This is a genomic window from Mycobacterium paraintracellulare (assembly GCF_000276825.1).
In the GTDB taxonomy this organism is placed as follows: domain Bacteria; phylum Actinomycetota; class Actinomycetes; order Mycobacteriales; family Mycobacteriaceae; genus Mycobacterium; species Mycobacterium intracellulare.
In genome coordinates, this window is record NC_016948.1 from 4292414 (window position 1) to 4308604 (window position 16191).

Here is a 16191-nt window from a genome sequence, read left to right on the forward strand (position 1 = left end):
GCGAATCGGGATGAAAGCGTTGCGGCGGGGCCGAAGTCGTGCGATGAGAGAAGCATTGCCGACCGCGCGGCTGTGAGCCTGAGCGGTTCTACGCGTTGGGGCTGAGTAGTACTACTCAGCTCGCGGTGTTGAGTGGGTCGTAGTCGGCCAGCAGCCTCTCGATGCGGGCTTCGTCGAGTCGGACCCGCACGGTTGCGGCTTCCTGCTGGTCGCGAATGACCTTGGCCAGCGTGAACGCGCTCGACACCAAGAAGAGGAAGGTGATGCCGAGGAACAGGCGTTGCCACGCGTCAAGGGGAAGAAAGTAAATCCCGGCCAGCGCGGTGAGAAAGCTGATCGCGAAGGCGACGGCGGCCTGAACGAAGAAGGCGGCGGTGGTTTTTGACATGCTGTTGGGAATGAACCGTCCCGCGTTTGATGCGCACCTCTCTTCTTGGGAAGGTGCATGTCGTGGCGAGCAAGTACGACCCGGAGACCCGGGCCAGGGCTGTGCGTTTGGTGCTGGATCATCGTGATGACTATCCAAGCGAGTGGGCGGCGATCACTGCGGTGTCTCAGCGGCTGGGGATGACCGCCGAGACGCTGCGAAGTTGGATCCGTCGGCATCAGGTCGACGAGGGTGAGCGCGACGGTGTGTCCAGTGACGCTGCGGCGCAGATCCGCGCGCTCAAGCGCCGTAACGCCGAGCTGGAGCAGACCATCGAAATCCTCAAAGCGGCAACGAGTTTCTTCGTGCGGGAGAGCGACCCGCGCAACCGCCGCTGACAGCCACGGTCTGCGAGTTCATCGCCGAGAACAGGGACCGTTTCGGGGTCGCTCCGATCTGCCGCGTGCTCTCCGAGCACGGGATGCCGATCGCCCCGAGAACGTTTCACGCCTGGGCTACGCGGGCGCCCTCGAAACGGGCCCTGTGGGATGCCACGATCACGCAGATCCTGGCCGGCTGCTACGAGCCCGACGAGCAGGGCCGCCGCAAACCGGAGTCGCTGTACGGGTCGCTGAAGATGTGGGCCCATCTGCAGCGCGAGGGCATCCCGGTGGCCAAGTCCACGGTGGAACGGCTGATGCGTAAAAACGGCTGGCAGGGCGTGCGACGCTGCAAGAAGGTGCGCACCACGATCCCGGACCCGGCCGCGGTGCGGCCACCGGATCTGGTGGACCGCCAGTTCGCCGTGCCCGCTCCCAACCTGCTGCTCGTGGCTGACTTCACCTACGTGAAGTTGGTGACCGGGATCTTCGTCTATGTCGCGTTTGTCATCGACGCTTATGCCGGAGCCATCTTGGGGTGGGAGGCGTCGGCCTCCAAGCACACCCGCTTCGTCGAATCAGCCATCCGTCAGGCCGCCGCACTACGCCGCCGCCAGGGGCATCCGATCGACGGTGCGATCCACCACAGCGATGCCGGGTCGCAATATACGAGCGTGAGATTCGGTGAGACACTGAGTCTTTCGGGGATCCGACCGTCGGTCGGTAGTGTCGGTGACGCCTACGATAACGCGTTGGCCGAGACCACGATCGGGCTCTACAAAAACGAGTGCGTCCGAGCCGACTCCCCGTTCCGCCGCGGCAAGCTCAACACCGTGGGCGACGTCGAGTACATCACCGCCGACTACGTCGCCTGGTACAACCAGCAGCGCCTCATGCACCGCCTCGGACGCATCCCACCCGCCGAAGCCGAGACCCGCTACTATTCCCAACTCGTGACCGACCAATCGGCCGGCTCACAGAACCCCGAGGGTGCATGAAACTCGGGATGGTTCAGAACGGTCATGCCAATAAGCCTGCGACGGCACACCCGTGGCGGGGATCCGTAAGACTACTCAGATTTGGCGACGACTCGGGGTGCCCTCGACAGCGACGCCGCAACACTCGCGGCGCACGCCCCGAGCATCGTGGCGATCACCGTCGCCACCTCCACCACGGCGAAGTGGGCATCCACGACCGGTTTGACCACCAACACCACGGCGAGGGCGGGCACGATCAGCCGCACCCACCACGCCACGAGGCTGTCACCGGGAATGCGTGAATTTGCCTCTGTGGCAAACACATACAACAAGATGAGCAACAGGGCCGCCGCGCCGAAAACGACCGTGGCGATCCCGCGCATCCCGTGCGCCGAAACGGTGGCCGCCATCGCCGCGACAAGCCCTACTACCGCCACTCGCGGGCCGGTATTCGGCGTTGCCTCACGAGCGGCCGCCAGCCCGGCGGCGACGCGCACCGCCGCCCACCCCGAAGCCAACGCGGCCGCCGCCGTCAACGCGACGCCCGCGACGGCCATCCACGTCCAGCCTGCGTCGGCGTAGAACTCCGGAACAGCCTCGGTCAGAAACTTGGCGTTCCACCGCCACGGCCCCGCGACGCCCTGGTGGTCGCCCACCCACAAGATGACCGCCGCGCCGATCACCACCGCGACCGCCAGCGACATCGATCGGCCCGGCCTGGCGATGCGCGCGGCGCGGGCCGTGACGAGTTCGACGCCCACCATCCCCAGACCGAAGCCGACGAGCTGGCCGGACAGCTGGCTCGGCGTTGCGGCCGTTCCGATGACGACCGCGTCACTGCCCGCGGCGACGCGGGCGGTGACCGCCAGCGCAAGGTAGACGTAGACGAGCAAACCCGCGACCACGAGCAGCGTCACCACCGAGGCGACGACCCGAGTCGTCACCCAGCAGACGACGGCACCGACGGCGAGCGCGGCCACCAGTGCGCAAGCCGGCAGCGACAGAACAACCTTGGCGGGGTCGTCACCGGAGGAAAAGTCCACCAGCACGACCGCTCCGAGCGCGACCGCGAACCTGGCCGCCAACGCGAGATAGGCAAGCAGCTGAATGGCGCCCGCCGCGAAACCCGCCCGGGGTCCCAGCGTGGCGCCGATCAACTCGGCGGTACTGCGCGCGTGCGGGGCGTAGGCGCGCAGCCGCGTCAAGGCATAGATCACCGGAATCACGGTCACCGCCCCGAGCAGCGCGCCCAGCCCATCCGCCGCCGCGGACGCGATCACGGCCATGCTCAGCCCGGCCGCTTGCCACGTCCCCAGCAGCGGACCGTTTGGACCGGATTCCGGCGGCGCCGGCGGGCGTAGCGGTTTCTTCGGCATCGCTCAAGCATGACGCAGCGGCGCGCAATCGAATACCGAACGCCAACGCGTTCCGATACTTTGTAGCCCCAGGGTCAAGGTAGGTAGGGCTGCACATGTCTGACACGGTGAAGGTGACCGTCGACCGCGACTCGGTCGCCATGGGCGACGACGTCGACTCCCATCGCGAGTTCTGGGTCTATCCCGCCTCGGCCACCATCGATGACCTGCTGGTCGAGATTTCTTCGCACTTCTTACCGGGAGTCGCCGGGCCGGCCGGATGGTACGTGTACGTCGGAACTCGTCACGAGCGGCAGCATTGGGAAATCGGCCTGATCTACACCCGTGACGACCTTAGACAGCGAGACCACATCTGCAGGTTGTCGCCCGGCGAGAGAACGTTGGGCGATTTGGCGCGATGGACCGGATCGTCGGAACTCGACGTCTATGCGTCGTACTTGACCTTCGATCAAGCGCGACCCTTAAGCCTCGACGAGGTTGAGGGAAGTTCCACGTTCACCGGATGCCGGCCCACCAAGCTGGAATCCGAGGCCGCCGCCGACGCCAAACGCGACTGGGTGCTGATGCGCGAGCTGGACCGACTCGCGCGGAGCGTCGCCGGGGCGCGCCGCGACTGGGTTCGGGCCAATCTCCTTGCGGCGCCGCCGCCATGGATCGACATCTTCATCGCCCGCAACTTCCACTACCTGACCGAATTGCACTGCCCGGCCAGCATGTCAATAGCCGCAGAGCTTCTCGGCGTCGACGCCTCCCGCGATGAGGACTTGGCGGCAGCGGCCAACGCCGACGCGCACCCCCTCGTCGTAACGCTCGCGATGGTGCTGGCCGCCTTCGAATGGGGAACCCAGCGCGGCACGTGGCGGGCAGGAGAGCAGCCATCCCACAAGGTCTACTTGGAGCTGCTCGCCCATTGCGGCTACCGGCTCTCGCCCATCGAACAGGTCATGGCCGGCCACATCAGCGTCGAGCAGCTCAAATTCGGCGCGGCGGACGCCGCCAGGCTCGATCGGATCCGCCAACTCCGGGACCAGCAATACCAGCTCCGCATGAGCCGCTACTACGCCAAGACCATCACCGACGAGCAATACCAGGCCGCCATCGGACCCGTGCATGCCGAACTTTCCAGCCTGGGAGAGCTTCCCGGCCCCATGTAGGCGATTCGAAACGCTCAGGCGTCGATGACCACGCGCCCGTTTTTGGCCCGGGACACGCAGACCAGCATCTCGTCGTCGCCCTCGGCGGCGCTCCCCCGTCGATCAACCTGTCCGGCAAGGACTTTCACCTTGCAGGTGCCGCAGAAGCCCTGCTGGCAGGAGTAGGCCGTCGTCGAGTCGCGGTCGAGCATCACGTCCAGCGCCGACCGGTTAGACGGCACGGTGAGCACCCGCTGCGAACGCGCGAGTTCCAGTTCGAACGGGACGCCGTCGATCACCGGCGGCGGTCCGAAACGTTCGTAGTGCAACGGCGCGTTCGCGTGTTCGTCGCGCGCGATGCGCACCGATTCGAGCAGCGCGGTCGGGCCACACACGTAGACGGCGGTGGTTGGGCCGGCGTCGGCGAGCAGGTCCGCCGCGGTGGGGATCCGGCCGCGCTCGTCGTCGGCCCAGACTGTGACGCGGTCCGGCGCGACCGCCACCACTTCGTCGAGCAGCGGCATGTAATCGCGGCTGCGCCCGGCATACACGGCGCGCCAATCGATTCCGTGCTGCTGCGCGGTCTGGATCATGGGCAGAATGGGCGTGACCCCGATGCCGCCGATCACGAACAACACCTCGTGCTCGTCGGTGACGAGATAAAACGCGTTGCGGGGGCCTTCGAACTCGATCGAGTCCCCTACGTGCAAGGTGTCGTGCATTTCGATCGAACCACCGCCGCCGTCGGGAATGCGGCGCACGGCGATGCGATAGTCGGTGCGCCGCCCGGGCGCACCACACAGCGAGTACTGCCGGCGGCGTCCCGACGGGAGCCGGACATCGATGTGCGCGCCGGGCGTCCAGGATGCCAGCAATCCGCCGTCCGGGTCGGCCAGCGTCAACGCGACCACGTCGGGGGCCGGCTCCTCACGTTTGGTGATCACCGCGGTCGTGGTCCGCCGCACGGGCTGGACCCGTGAAGGCGTCCACCGCGACGCCGACGCCATGCCGCCGAACAGCGTGCCGACGCCGTACAACGCGGTGTACATCCGGTCGCGTTTGCGCCGGCCGTAGAGGTCGGCCGGAATGCTGTCCCAAATAGCCCGTGTCACAGCCATCCTCACGCCTGCCCCATGCCGTGACGGCCCGCGGGCTCCGACGTCAGGTTGACCCACTCGCCGGTGAATCCGGCGATGACGTCGGGATGCGAGGTGACCACCCAATGGCCACCCTCGATCGGGACGATCCTGCCGCCGTCCGGAATGGAGCCGGTAAACCGTTGCAGGGCGGGCGATACGAAATAATCCCGCCGGGCGACGAGCACCTGCACCGGCACCCGTGTCTGCGGCAACTGCTTCACGGGCACGAAGAACGGCGCCGGCATGTTCGCCCGGTACAGGTTGAGGCCGTTGAGGTAGTCGTCGATCGACCGGGTCGCCGCCGCCCGCTGCCGGTCGCTGCCGCGGCTGCGGCCGATACGTTCCACCGCGGCAAAGACTTTCCCCGTGGCGCGCGAGCGGATTGCCAGCTCCGGCACAACCGGGCACAGGAAGAACCAGATGTACGACGACGCGAGGGCCTGCTTGACGACGTCGAAGACGGCGCGCGGTGTGCGCGGGGACCGTAGGAACCTGCCGGCATAGTTCAGGTGCGGCCCGGAGATCGACGTGAACGAGGCGACCTTGGCCATCACCGTATCGTCGGTGACCGCCGCCCAGCCCTGGATCGAACCCCAGTCGTGGGCCAACAGGTGGACCTGGCCAACCCCGAGGCTGTCGATCACCGCGCCGACATCGGAAACCAGCTGCGGCAGAACATAATCCGTTCGCCGTGCCGGTTTGGAGGAGTCGCCAGACCCGCGCACGTCATACGCCACGACGTTGAACCGGCCGGCGAGTTCGCCTGCGACACCGTCCCACACGTGGTGGTTGTCCGGGTAGCCGTGGATCGCCAGAACGGTGGGCCGCCGTGGGTCGATCTCCGTGTAGGCGTGGACGGCCAGCGAAACCCCGTCGGAGGCGATCACTGTGCTGGACTGAGTCATCCCGAACGCTCCCGTGTTCAGTGCGACGCGCGGGCGGCGGGTGAGCGGGCCAAATAGTCGACCGCGCGACCCACCCCGCCCAGCTGGGACGGATGGAAACTCGGCGTGTAGTAGGCGCCGATGACCCGCAGGAACTGGAATGGCCCGGGCACCAAGCCCCTTCGGGCCGCGCGGAAGTAGTCGCGCCAGCGCGGTTTGGTCCCCGGTGGCAGGTACGGGTCGACCGAATACATGAACCGCACGCCACGGATGAACAGCCACAGCAACGCGGGCGTCACGAGCAGCTGGGTGCGCACCTGCCGCCAATACCCGGCGCGCAGGTGCTTCATGGTGTCGAACGCGACGGCCTTGTGCTCGACCTCCTCGGCGCCGTGCCAGCGCAGCAAGTCCAGCATCACCGGATCGGTGCCCAGGGCGTCGTGCTGCGGGGTGTCCAGAATCCATTCGCCCAGGATCGCGGTGTAGTGCTCGAGCGCCGCCACCATCGACACCCGTTCGAGCAACCAGCTCTGCCGGCGGCGCCGGCTCCAGTGCGGCCGGTCACCGATGAGTTGGGTGAACAGCCAGCGCATCTGGTCGGTGAACGGCGTGACGTCGATGTCGTTGGCCGCGAAGTGCCCGAGCACCCCCGCGTGCGCCTGGGAGTGCATGGCCTCCTGGCTGACGAATCCCTGCACATCGCGCCGCAATTGATCGTCTTTGATCAGCGGCAGGGTGTCCTTGAACGCGTCGACGATGAACTCCTCACCCGCCGGCAACAGCAGGTGCAGCACGTTGCAGAAGTGGGTGGTGAAGGGCTCGTTCGGCACGTAGTAGAACGGCAGCGTCGACCAGTCGAAGTCGACGTCACGCGCCTGCAGGACGATGCGCTCGTGATCGAGCGAGGCGTCATGCGGGCCCGCTGCCATGTCATCGACGGTGAACATCGTTGCCATCCCCTTTTCGTGCTAGGCGCTGCGTTGGGTCTCGTCCTCTACTTCAGTGATCAGACGCTCGCTGCGCAAGAACCGGACGAGGTGATCGACCGTCTCGGTGAGCGCCGGCTCGCGCAGGCGGACCGTGGCCAGCCCCCGCCGGTGACGGTACTGGGTGTTGTCGTAGCGCTTGTCGCGCATCGCCGCGATCTTGCCCGCCGACCGGGTGAGGAAGTCGACCAGCGGATACATCTGGTCGTTCGGCGTGCACTGACGGTCCAGCTGCTCGGCGAACGATTCGATGTCGTGGTACTCAAAGCGGTACCCGTAGCGCTCGGTCAAGATCCGGGTGATGTCGGTCAGGTTGTAGTAGTCGTCGGCCGTCAAGTTGAAGACACTGCCCGACTCGTCGGGGAGGTCCATCAGCGCGACGATGTGATCCGCGATGAGGTCCGCCGGCAGCAGGCTGATCTGGTTGAGCGCGTTGACGGCCAGACCGTGCTCGATCATGAATGCCGTGAGGCGCACCAGGATGTCGTCCTGGCTGCCGAAGCCCGCCCGGGTCGGAGAGATCAGCGACGGCCGGTAGATGCGGACGTCGAGGCCCTTCCGCTGCGCGGCCAGCGCCAGCTGCTCGCCGACCCACTTGGTTTGCGAGTAGCCGAAGTCCAGCCCGGCCATCTTCTCGTTCGCGTCCCACTCCCCGACCACCGGTTCGGTGCTCCAGCCGTAGATGAACGTGCTCGAGACCAGGTGGAAGGTCTTGCGGTGGGCGGTCATCGCCAGTCGCAACAGCTCGCGGGTGCCCTCCACGTTCGCGGGCCGCAGGGCGTCGTAGGTCCGCACGTAGTTGACCAGCGCGCCGTTGTGCACGACGGCGTCGACGTCCTCGGCGAGTTGCTGGAAGGCCGCCTCCCCGATGCCCAGCGCGGGCTCGGCGAGATCGCCACAGATCACCCGCACCCGCGCCCGGACCTCCGCCTCGAGCGCCGGCGTCCAGAGCTGGGCGCGGCGCAGCGACGCGACGATACGGTCCAAACCGTGCGCGGCGTCGGTGGCCCGCACCAGCGCGTGCACGTTGTACGACGTCCGGCTGAGCAGGCTGCCCACCAGGAACGGCCCCAAAAACCCGGTCGCGCCGGTCAGCAGGATGTCGGTGGGCGCACCCGCTCGCGCGGGCGCGAGCTCGGGCAGCGGCAGGGCGGCGTCGGCGCGCATCTGCGCGGTCTCGTAGGCCTCGTAGTCGGCCGAGATCTGATCCAGCGCCCGGCGCAGGGCGTCCAGCGGCTGGCCGGATCCCTCGCCGAATTGGCGCATCAGCCCGAAGAATTCGGCCACCGTCAGCCGCTGCAGCAGGCGCGTGTTGACCTCGTCGGCGAGCTCGCCCGCGCCGTGCTCCTCGAGCACGGCCTGCAGGTCGGTGCGGAGTTCGGCCAGCGCCAGCGAATCGATGCCGAGGTCGGCGAACGAGCAGTCCTCGTCGCCGGTGAGGTCGTAGCTCTCGATGAGATTGCGGAAGCGCTCCAGCGGGCCCGCACCGACCTCCACGGCGTCGCGGCCCCGGGTGGCCGCCGGGTTGACCCAACTCGTGAACGCGGGCAGCGTGCCGTCCAGCCACAGCTGGCGGGTCCGCGCGCGCCGGATCTTGCCCGAGGTCGTCTTGGGGATGCTGCGTGGCGGCGCGAACACGATGGTGTGCGGATCGATGTGGCAGTGCCGCCGGATCGCGCGGGCCAGGGCCTTCGCGTCGGGCAGGTTGTGCTCGTCTCGCACCTCGGCGACCACGACCAGCGCCTCCTGCTCGTCGCGCTCGACCGACAGCGCGGCGACGCACCCGCTGCGGACCTGGCCGGCGGAGCGTTCGACGACGGCTTCGACGTCGGAGGGGTAGCAGTTGACGCCGCGCACGATGATCAGGTCCTTGCTGCGGCCGCAGACGAACAGCTCACCCTCGTAGAGGAAGCCGAGATCGCCGGTCCGCAGATAGGTGTGGTGGTCATCGCCGGCGATGCGGGCCCCGAACATCTCCGTGGTGAGCTCCGGGCGGTTCCAGTAGCCGCCGCCCTTGGAGGGCCCGTCCAGCCAGACTTCGCCGACCCGGCCCTCGCCCAGCGCCGTTCGCGATTCGGGATCGACGATGCGAACCAGGGTTTCGTCGATGGGCTTGCCGCAACTGACCAACGGGACCTGGTTGCTGTTCTCCGGCAACGCCTTTTCGACCCGCGCGACATTCTTTTCCAGCCCGCGCTTGTTCACCGTGATGGTCTGGCGCCCCCGGATCGAGACGATCAGGGTGGACTCGGCCATGCCGTAGGCGCCGGTCAGCGCCTCGGGCCGCAGGCCGTAGTCGCCGAACCGCTTCCGGAATTGGTCGAAGGTGTTGGCCCGCAACGGTTCTGCCCCCACGACGATGCACTCGAGGCTGCTCAGGTCGACACCGGCCAGCTCGGACGCGGGCAGCTTGTCTTCACGCAGGCAGTATTCGAGCGCGAAGTTCGGTCCCGGCGTGTGCGTGGCGCGCACGTCGCTGATCAGCCGAAGCCAGGACGAGGGCCGCGCGAGGAAGTCCAGCGGCGACATCGCATGGGTGGACCCGCCCAGCAGCAGAATGAACATGTAGGCCGAAATCAGGCCCATGTCGTGATGCTGCGGAAGCCACGAGGCCAGGACCACGTCGCCGGTGAAGGCGGACCCGTTGGCAATCACGTTGGCGTGGCTGACGATGACGCCCTTGGGGTCGTTCGTCGAGCCCGAGGTGTATTGCAGGAAGAGCACGTCCCCCGGCGTGTCCGCCACCGGGGCGCCGCCGAATTCCTGGGCGCCGTCGGTGGCGAACCAGGGCAGCTCCGGCAGGGCGGCGTCGGACCACGCCTGCCCACCGTGGCGCTGGCCGAGCAGCAGCCGGAAGTCGTACTCGAACTGCTTCGTCGACAGCACGGCCTTGGCGCCGCAATCCCGCGCGATGAAACTGAGCTTGGCCAGTCCGGACTCGAACGACATCGGCAGCGGTGGGCTGACGGGGACGGCGATCACCCCGATTCGGGCGCAGGCATACAGCGCCGCGATCATCTCCAGGCCGGGGGGGTAGACGAGCAACGCGCGCTCGCCCGCTTTGAGGCCGGCCTCTTTGGACAGGTAGGCGGCCAGCTCGCGGGTGCGGTCGGCGAAGCTCTGATAGGTGTAGTGCTCGAGTTCGCGCCCGTCGACGTCGACGAAGCGGAAGAGAGTCTGGTCCGGCTTCAGCGCTTCCCACTTGTGCAGGTAATCGATCAGCGTCTCCATCTTTGGAGCGACCCCCCTTCCAGGTTTGGACTGAGCCCGGGAACGACTTCCGTCATGAATATAAAACCAATGTAACCCTGACGCCCGGTGAAGAGCAAAACATCCAGCAGCATTAATGGGCTATGCACAACACATTCACAGCTTCGACTTAAGCGGCGAATTTAATTGCATAAATCCTGATCTGTGTCGATACGGACTTCAGTATCTCAGTGGCTAGTGAGCAGGGATTATGCTCGGCGTTGCTCCTCAGATACTGACGTACGGATGTACTAATCCACGCAATTCATATGTCCCGCGGCGCCCGCAATAATAACCCTGCCACCCGCGTCGCCTTATGGTCAAATCGCTGAGCCAGAAAAGATTTCCAGATTCCGATTTTGCCGGCTTTTTGTGCCCAGGCGCCGGAAGTGGATTGCGGAACTAGAAAGTGACAGGCGTCACGGCGCGGGCGCGCTGTGCGCGCGGGCGATGGTGGACGGGGCGACCTGCGCGATGCGGATCCGCGGTCCCGCCCGGGCCACGAGCTTCACGATGCCCAGGAAGCGCTCCCCGTCGATGATGGGTGACAGCGGCTCGTCCTCGGCCTCGATGATCATCTCGTGGCCGTTGACATCGCGCAGCCCCTTGCCGCGGAGCATGCCGTTGGTCAGCGCCGTGGGAAGCTGCGCCACGATCCGCGACGGCCGCAGGTATCCGGCCTGAAAGTGCAGCGCACCCGGCTCGGAAGCCTTGGGGAACAACCGCAGCGGACCGCCGATGCGCAGATCGATCGCGCCGGCGTGCAGCAGGCTGTGCGTGCGCGACGGGACCTCCTCGCCGTCGATGACCACGTGAGCGCTCGTGGGGGTGAACAGGATCGAGGCGTAGTTCGGCGTCTTGACCCGACTCGGGGCGATCTTGGACGTGATGTAGTCGCCGAAGCTGCGGGCGATCACCCGCGCGACGGCGAGCCGACCGTGATCGGGGGCGTCGTAATACCGGTCGTAGAAGCGGTTCCCGACCCCGCCCGCGGCCAGCCCGAAGCAGAGCCGATGAAACGCCGCGCCGTCGGCGGTTTCGCCGTCGAGCACCAGCGTGTCGAGCCACATCTCGGGCGGAGGCTGATCGGCCTCGGCGGCGGCGACCAATGCGCGGATGATCGTCTCCGGCCGGCCGCGGACCCGGGCCTTGCGGGCCACCGCGTTCACGCTGCCCCCGTTGGACGGGACGAACGCCGGCCAACTTTCCGGGTCGCCGATGCATCGCTCGGTTTCGTTGATCAACCAGTGCAGCGCGCCGTCGCCACCGTCGCCCACCAGGTGGGTGACCCGGGGACCGATCTGCGCGATGGTGTCGCGGAGATCGTCGATTGATGCGGTCTCATGCACCTCGCCCCAGGGACCGACGAGGCGACGCAGTTCGTCGATGCGCTCGCGGGGCGCGGCACGATTCTTCCGCGCTTTCGGATTGACGATGACGCCTAGAAACATCCGGCGGTCCCCCACGCGTACCTGACAAAACACCGCTGTCGTGCTACCCGCGCCGGTGGGATGTCGCTGGTCATCCCAGGCACGATACCTGCGAGCGCCGCCGGACGAGCAATGCGTCCTCACCGCCACCGCGCGGCCGCTCGGCCCAGCGCCGCGCTCGGCAGGCGCGTCGTTAGGGTGTCTGCCATGGCCGATTGGACCGCAGCCCGGCTGCCCTCGTTCGCCGGACGGACCATCATCATCACCGGCGCCAACGCCGGGCTGGGTGAGATCACCGCCCGCGAGTTGGTCCGGGTCGGTGGCCACGTCATCCTGGCCGTCCGCAACACCGACAAGGGGCACGCCGCCGCCGCCCGCATGGCCGGCCCCGGTCGGGCCGAGGTGCGCCAGCTCGATCTGCAGGACCTGTCGTCGGTGCGGCGCTTCGCCGAGGGCATCGACACCGTCGACGTCCTGGTCAACAACGCCGGCATCATGGCCACCAAACACGCGGTGACCGTCGACGGCTTCGAGGGTCAGATCGGCACCAACCACCTCGGCCACTTCGCCTTGACCAACCTGCTGTTGCCCAAGCTGACCGACCGCGTGGTGACGGTGTCCTCGCTGATGCACCACTTCGGCTATATCAGCCTCAAGGACTTGAACTTTCAGTCGCGGCCCTATTCGGCCTGGCTGTCCTACAGCCAGTCGAAGCTGGCCAATCTGCTGTTCACCAGCGAGCTGCAGCGGCGTTTGGACGGCGTCGGCGCGTCGCTGCGCGCCCTGGCCGCCCACCCGGGCTGGTCGCACACGAACCTGCAGGGCAACTCCGGCCGCAAACTGGGCGACGCGGCGGTCCTGGCGGTCGACCGCATCGTGTCGACCGACGCGGATTTCGGCGCCCGCCAGACGTTGTACGCGGTGTCGCAGGATTTGCCGGGCAACACTTTCGTCGGCCCGCGGTTCGGGCTGTACGGTCGCACCCAACCGACGTGGCGCAACTGGCCGGCCAAGCGCGCGGGCACCGGCGCCGCGCTCTGGGAACTGTCCGAGCGGCTCACCGGAACCGCATTCCCGCTCTGAGCGGGCCGCGTCTGTGCGGCCCGGCAACCGCGAGGCGCGCCGGTCGGGGCCGCGATTAAATTAGTAGTTCGAGCACAAGCCAGCTGGGTGAGGAGGTTATGCCATGTCCGACGTGCATCTGGCGGCCATTCTCGCCCTGTGTGCCGCGCTGGCATCCGCGATCGGCAACGTCGTGCGTCAGCGGTCCGCGCAGGAGGTCACCGACAGGCGGGTGGGCCACCTGACGTTGTTCGGCATGTTGCTGCGCGACACCCGGTGGTGGCTGGGCGGTTTGGGCGACATCGGCAGTTACGTGCTGCTGGCCGCCGCCCTCGACAAGGGCTCGGTGTTGCTGGTGATGTCGCTGCAGGTGACGGCGCTGCTGTTCGCGCTGCCGATTTACGCGCGGATGAGCCATCACCCGATCACGCGCCGGGAGTGGACCTGGGCGCTGCTGCTGGCGGTCGCGCTGGCGGTGCTCATCGCGATCGGAGACCCGACCGGCGGTCAGCAGCGGGCGCCGCTGCAGACGTGGCTCGTGGTGGCCGCGGTGATCGGCCCGCTGTTGCTGCTGGGCTTGTTGGGCGCCCGCATCTGGGTGGATCGTCCCGTCGCGGCGCTGCTGCTTGCGGCGGTGGCCGGCTCGCTGCTGGCGGTGTTCGCGGTCCTGATGAAGGGCGTTGTCGACATCCTCGAGCGCCATCCGGGCCAGGTGTGGCAATCCTTCGAGCTCTATGCCCTGGTGGGCTGCGGGGTGGCCGGGATGATCTATCACCAATCGGCGTATCGGGCCGGCGCGCTCACCGCGTCGCTGCCGACGATCATCGTGGCGAAGCCCGTGGTGGGCGGGATCCTCGGAATCGTCGTGCTCGGCGAGACGCTTGCGGCCGGCGGCTGGGAGTGGTTTGTCCTGGCGGTGACGGCGGTGGTGGTGATCGTCGCGACGGTGGGCCTGGCGCGCGGTGAGGCGGCCACGGTGTCGGCCGGCGCGGGGCGCGACGTGAAATCCAATGAGCGGCCGACCGCCGCCACCCAAGCGTGAGCGGGCCGGAGCGGGACGCGAATCACCGCCTCTAGCAAGCTTTTCGGCTGCTACGGGTTGATGGTGTTGTCGCCGACCTGGCGGCCCCAGACGTACTCGATCGCGTACGGCGATCCGGTGTCCAGGTGGTTGTAGGGCGCGATGCTGTTGCCGGTGTCCATGACCAACTCGGGTGCGGGCCACAGGTCGCGGCTGATCTTCTGCCAGCAACCCGGGGCGCCGCCGGGGCCGCCGCGGGCGTTCACGCGTGGCAGGTTCTCGGGCCAGATGTAGGGGTTGGGCGCCCCGCCGACCACCCCGGCGATGCCGCCCACCAGCGACGCGATGACGGGCACCGCGGACACCGGGTTCGCGATCAGTCCGAGCCCGGAGAGCACCTCGGTGTCCATGTTCAGCGAGTAACCGTTGAAGCCGCCTTCGGCCGCGCCCGTGGGGCCCAGCGCATCGACTTCGCTGCGCATCAGGCAATAGATCTCGGGGCTGTAGGTGTCGAGCAGCTGGGCCGTGGGCACCAGATCGGCGGCCCCGCGCGCCAGATACGGGCCGCCCTTGGTGAACAAGTCGGCCCCGGTGTTGCCGAACCCGGCCGCCGACAACAACGCCTGATCCAAATCCTTTTGCTGCGCGTTGATCGTGCGCGAGGTGACCACCGCGTTGTTCAAGAAGTCGAACAGATCCGGCGAGGCGTCCGCATAGGTGTCCCCCAGCGCCGCCAGCCGCTGAATGTCCTTGCGCGCCTGCGGCATCCGCGGATTCACCTCATCCAAAACCGCGTTCGCATTCACCACCGACTGCCCGAACTTCTCCCCCAACCCGGCCAACGACTGCGCCGCCGCGCTCAACGTCAGATTCAACTTGACCGGATCGACCTTCTGCGCGATCGAGGTGATCGTCTGAAACAGCGTGTTGATCTCGGTGGTCACCGAACGCGCATCCAGCACGGTGTGCGCCGAGATCTTCTGCGGCGACGGGTGCGCCGGCGTCGTCAACGACACATACTTGCCACCGAACACCGTCGTCGCCTTGATATCGGCATTCACATTCGACGGGATCAACGCCAAATACCGCGGATAGACCTCCAGCGTGAACTTCGCCGCCGGCTTGCCATCACGCACCGTCTCCGCGATCTTGCCGACCCGCCCGATCTCCACCCCGTTATAGGTCACCTTCGACCCCGGATCCATCACCAACCCAGCCCGCGACGCCAGCATCGTCAACTCGGTCTTCGGCGTGAAGCCGCCCCGGAACTGGATGTACACCAAGGTGAAGATCACCGCGAGCACGAGCAGCGTGGCGACCGCGATCCACTTATAGGGCGGGGTCCGCTGCGAGTTGATCTGCACAGGTGAACCGGGACTCTGCTGTCTCGATACCACCGTCGCCGCCCCTTACGTTCTCCCCCGGGTCAGAGCCGATACCAGGAGCCCTTGATAGAAAGATCATTAAAATCTACCGCGGCGCCCGCACTTATGCGAACCGCCATTAACAAAATTCGTGTTGGCGCCTGTTCCAGCGCTCAACTTTACGAGACGCGCTGGCGCGTCCCCTCTTCGGTGGCGGCGCACCCGTCCGCGTGCGGGTCTACGCTCGGGTAGCGGTAAGGAGAGGTGCGCAATGCTCGCAGCGTTCGGATTCGAATCCCTGGGTGTGGTCGTCGGCGACATGTATTTCGTCGACCCGTCCCCGCTCGAAGGTCAGGAAACCCCGGAGCGGGGCGTCAGACTGGAACTGCGCCTCGTCGACCGGGCCGAGCCCCAGGGCTCGATCTATGCCGGTGTCCCGATCGCCTTCACCCGCCCGGTGTGGCGGGTGGACCTTTTCGGATCGACGGAAAGCCCACCGGGGACGCTGGACCGGGCCCATCACCACCCGCGTTTCGACGGCTGGGAACCCGGACGCCGGCACTTCGTCCCGGAGCTCTCAGCGGACCCGGTGTCGTGGCTGGCCGAGCAGCTGGCCGACCCGTCCGCCGTGCTGACCCGGGCCGGCGTCGACGCCGACGCGGTCAGCGAGGCCGACAAGGAAGGGCTCGCCGCCGCGGCGCCGGAGATCGTCGCCGCGGTGAAGCGGTTGCTCGACGGTGTGCGGGACGGGGAGCTGGCCCCCGAACCCGCCGAGCCGGTTGCCGCCGCCCGTACCGGTTGGCTCTGATCTGCGTTAGCGTCG

The 16191-nt window shown here is 67.3% G+C and carries 13 protein-coding genes; 5 read left to right on the forward strand and 8 right to left on the reverse strand.

The window, feature by feature from the left end; translation table 11 throughout:
- Positions 1 to 115 precede the first annotated feature (115 nt).
- Positions 116 to 388, reverse strand: coding sequence for a YiaA/YiaB family inner membrane protein (locus OCQ_RS19835; protein WP_014385613.1), 273 nt, complete (start codon positions 386 to 388; stop codon positions 116 to 118).
- Between the two features lie 62 nt (positions 389 to 450).
- Here OCQ_RS19835 and OCQ_RS19845 point away from each other — a divergent pair.
- A protein-coding gene (locus OCQ_RS19845; RefSeq protein WP_139826619.1) for an IS3 family transposase occupies positions 451 to 1745 on the forward strand; the annotation gives its coding sequence in 2 pieces (ribosomal slippage) (positions 451 to 724 and positions 724 to 1745; 1296 coding nt in all).
- A gap of 71 nt (positions 1746 to 1816) precedes the next feature.
- Here the strand turns inward: OCQ_RS19845 and OCQ_RS19850 are convergent.
- Entirely contained in the window at positions 1817 to 3100 is a 1284-nt protein-coding gene (locus OCQ_RS19850) for a hypothetical protein (RefSeq protein ID WP_014385614.1), read from the reverse strand.
- 95 nt (positions 3101 to 3195) lie between these two features.
- Between OCQ_RS19850 and OCQ_RS19855 the strand changes: the two genes are divergently transcribed.
- Positions 3196 to 4254 carry a hypothetical protein gene (locus OCQ_RS19855; RefSeq protein WP_014385615.1) on the forward strand — a complete coding sequence of 353 codons (1059 nt, stop codon included), beginning with the start codon at positions 3196 to 3198 and terminating at the stop codon, positions 4252 to 4254.
- A 14-nt stretch (positions 4255 to 4268) separates the two neighbouring features.
- On the opposite strand, the gene OCQ_RS19860 is transcribed toward OCQ_RS19855, so the two are convergent.
- From OCQ_RS19860 to OCQ_RS19880, 5 genes are all read right to left on the reverse strand, one after another.
- A complete protein-coding gene (locus tag OCQ_RS19860; RefSeq protein WP_014385616.1) occupies positions 4269 to 5351 on the reverse strand; it encodes a PDR/VanB family oxidoreductase in 1083 nt (360 codons plus the stop codon).
- A 2-nt stretch (positions 5352 to 5353) separates the two neighbouring features.
- Complete coding sequence (locus OCQ_RS19865; RefSeq protein WP_036453707.1) at positions 5354 to 6277, reverse strand: alpha/beta fold hydrolase; 924 nt, start codon at positions 6275 to 6277, stop codon at positions 5354 to 5356.
- A 17-nt stretch (positions 6278 to 6294) separates the two neighbouring features.
- A complete protein-coding gene (locus tag OCQ_RS19870; protein WP_008259582.1) occupies positions 6295 to 7203 on the reverse strand; it encodes a metal-dependent hydrolase in 909 nt (302 codons plus the stop codon).
- A gap of 21 nt (positions 7204 to 7224) precedes the next feature.
- A complete protein-coding gene (locus OCQ_RS19875; RefSeq protein WP_014385618.1) occupies positions 7225 to 10473 on the reverse strand; it encodes a thioester reductase domain-containing protein in 3249 nt (1082 codons plus the stop codon).
- Positions 10474 to 10910: 437 nt separating this feature from the next.
- Positions 10911 to 11942 carry a diacylglycerol/lipid kinase family protein gene (locus OCQ_RS19880; protein WP_014380891.1) on the reverse strand — a complete coding sequence of 344 codons (1032 nt, stop codon included), beginning with the start codon at positions 11940 to 11942 and terminating at the stop codon, positions 10911 to 10913.
- Positions 11943 to 12128: 186 nt separating this feature from the next.
- Between OCQ_RS19880 and OCQ_RS19885 the strand changes: the two genes are divergently transcribed.
- Together OCQ_RS19885 and OCQ_RS19890 are read left to right on the forward strand one after the other, a co-directional pair.
- Positions 12129 to 13004, forward strand: coding sequence for an SDR family NAD(P)-dependent oxidoreductase (locus OCQ_RS19885; protein WP_014385619.1), 876 nt, complete (start codon positions 12129 to 12131; stop codon positions 13002 to 13004).
- Between the two features lie 103 nt (positions 13005 to 13107).
- Positions 13108 to 14025 (forward strand): DMT family transporter, encoded by a 918-nt coding sequence (locus OCQ_RS19890; RefSeq protein ID WP_009952918.1) that lies wholly within the window; start codon positions 13108 to 13110, stop codon positions 14023 to 14025.
- Between the two features lie 50 nt (positions 14026 to 14075).
- On the opposite strand, the gene OCQ_RS19895 is transcribed toward OCQ_RS19890, so the two are convergent.
- Entirely contained in the window at positions 14076 to 15368 is a 1293-nt protein-coding gene (locus tag OCQ_RS19895) for an MCE family protein (protein ID WP_014385620.1), read from the reverse strand.
- Positions 15369 to 15639: 271 nt separating this feature from the next.
- On the opposite strand from OCQ_RS19895, the gene OCQ_RS19900 reads away from it, so the two are divergent.
- Positions 15640 to 16176 (forward strand): hypothetical protein, encoded by a 537-nt coding sequence (locus OCQ_RS19900; protein WP_014385621.1) that lies wholly within the window; start codon positions 15640 to 15642, stop codon positions 16174 to 16176.
- The last annotated feature ends 15 nt before the right edge of the window (positions 16177 to 16191 follow it).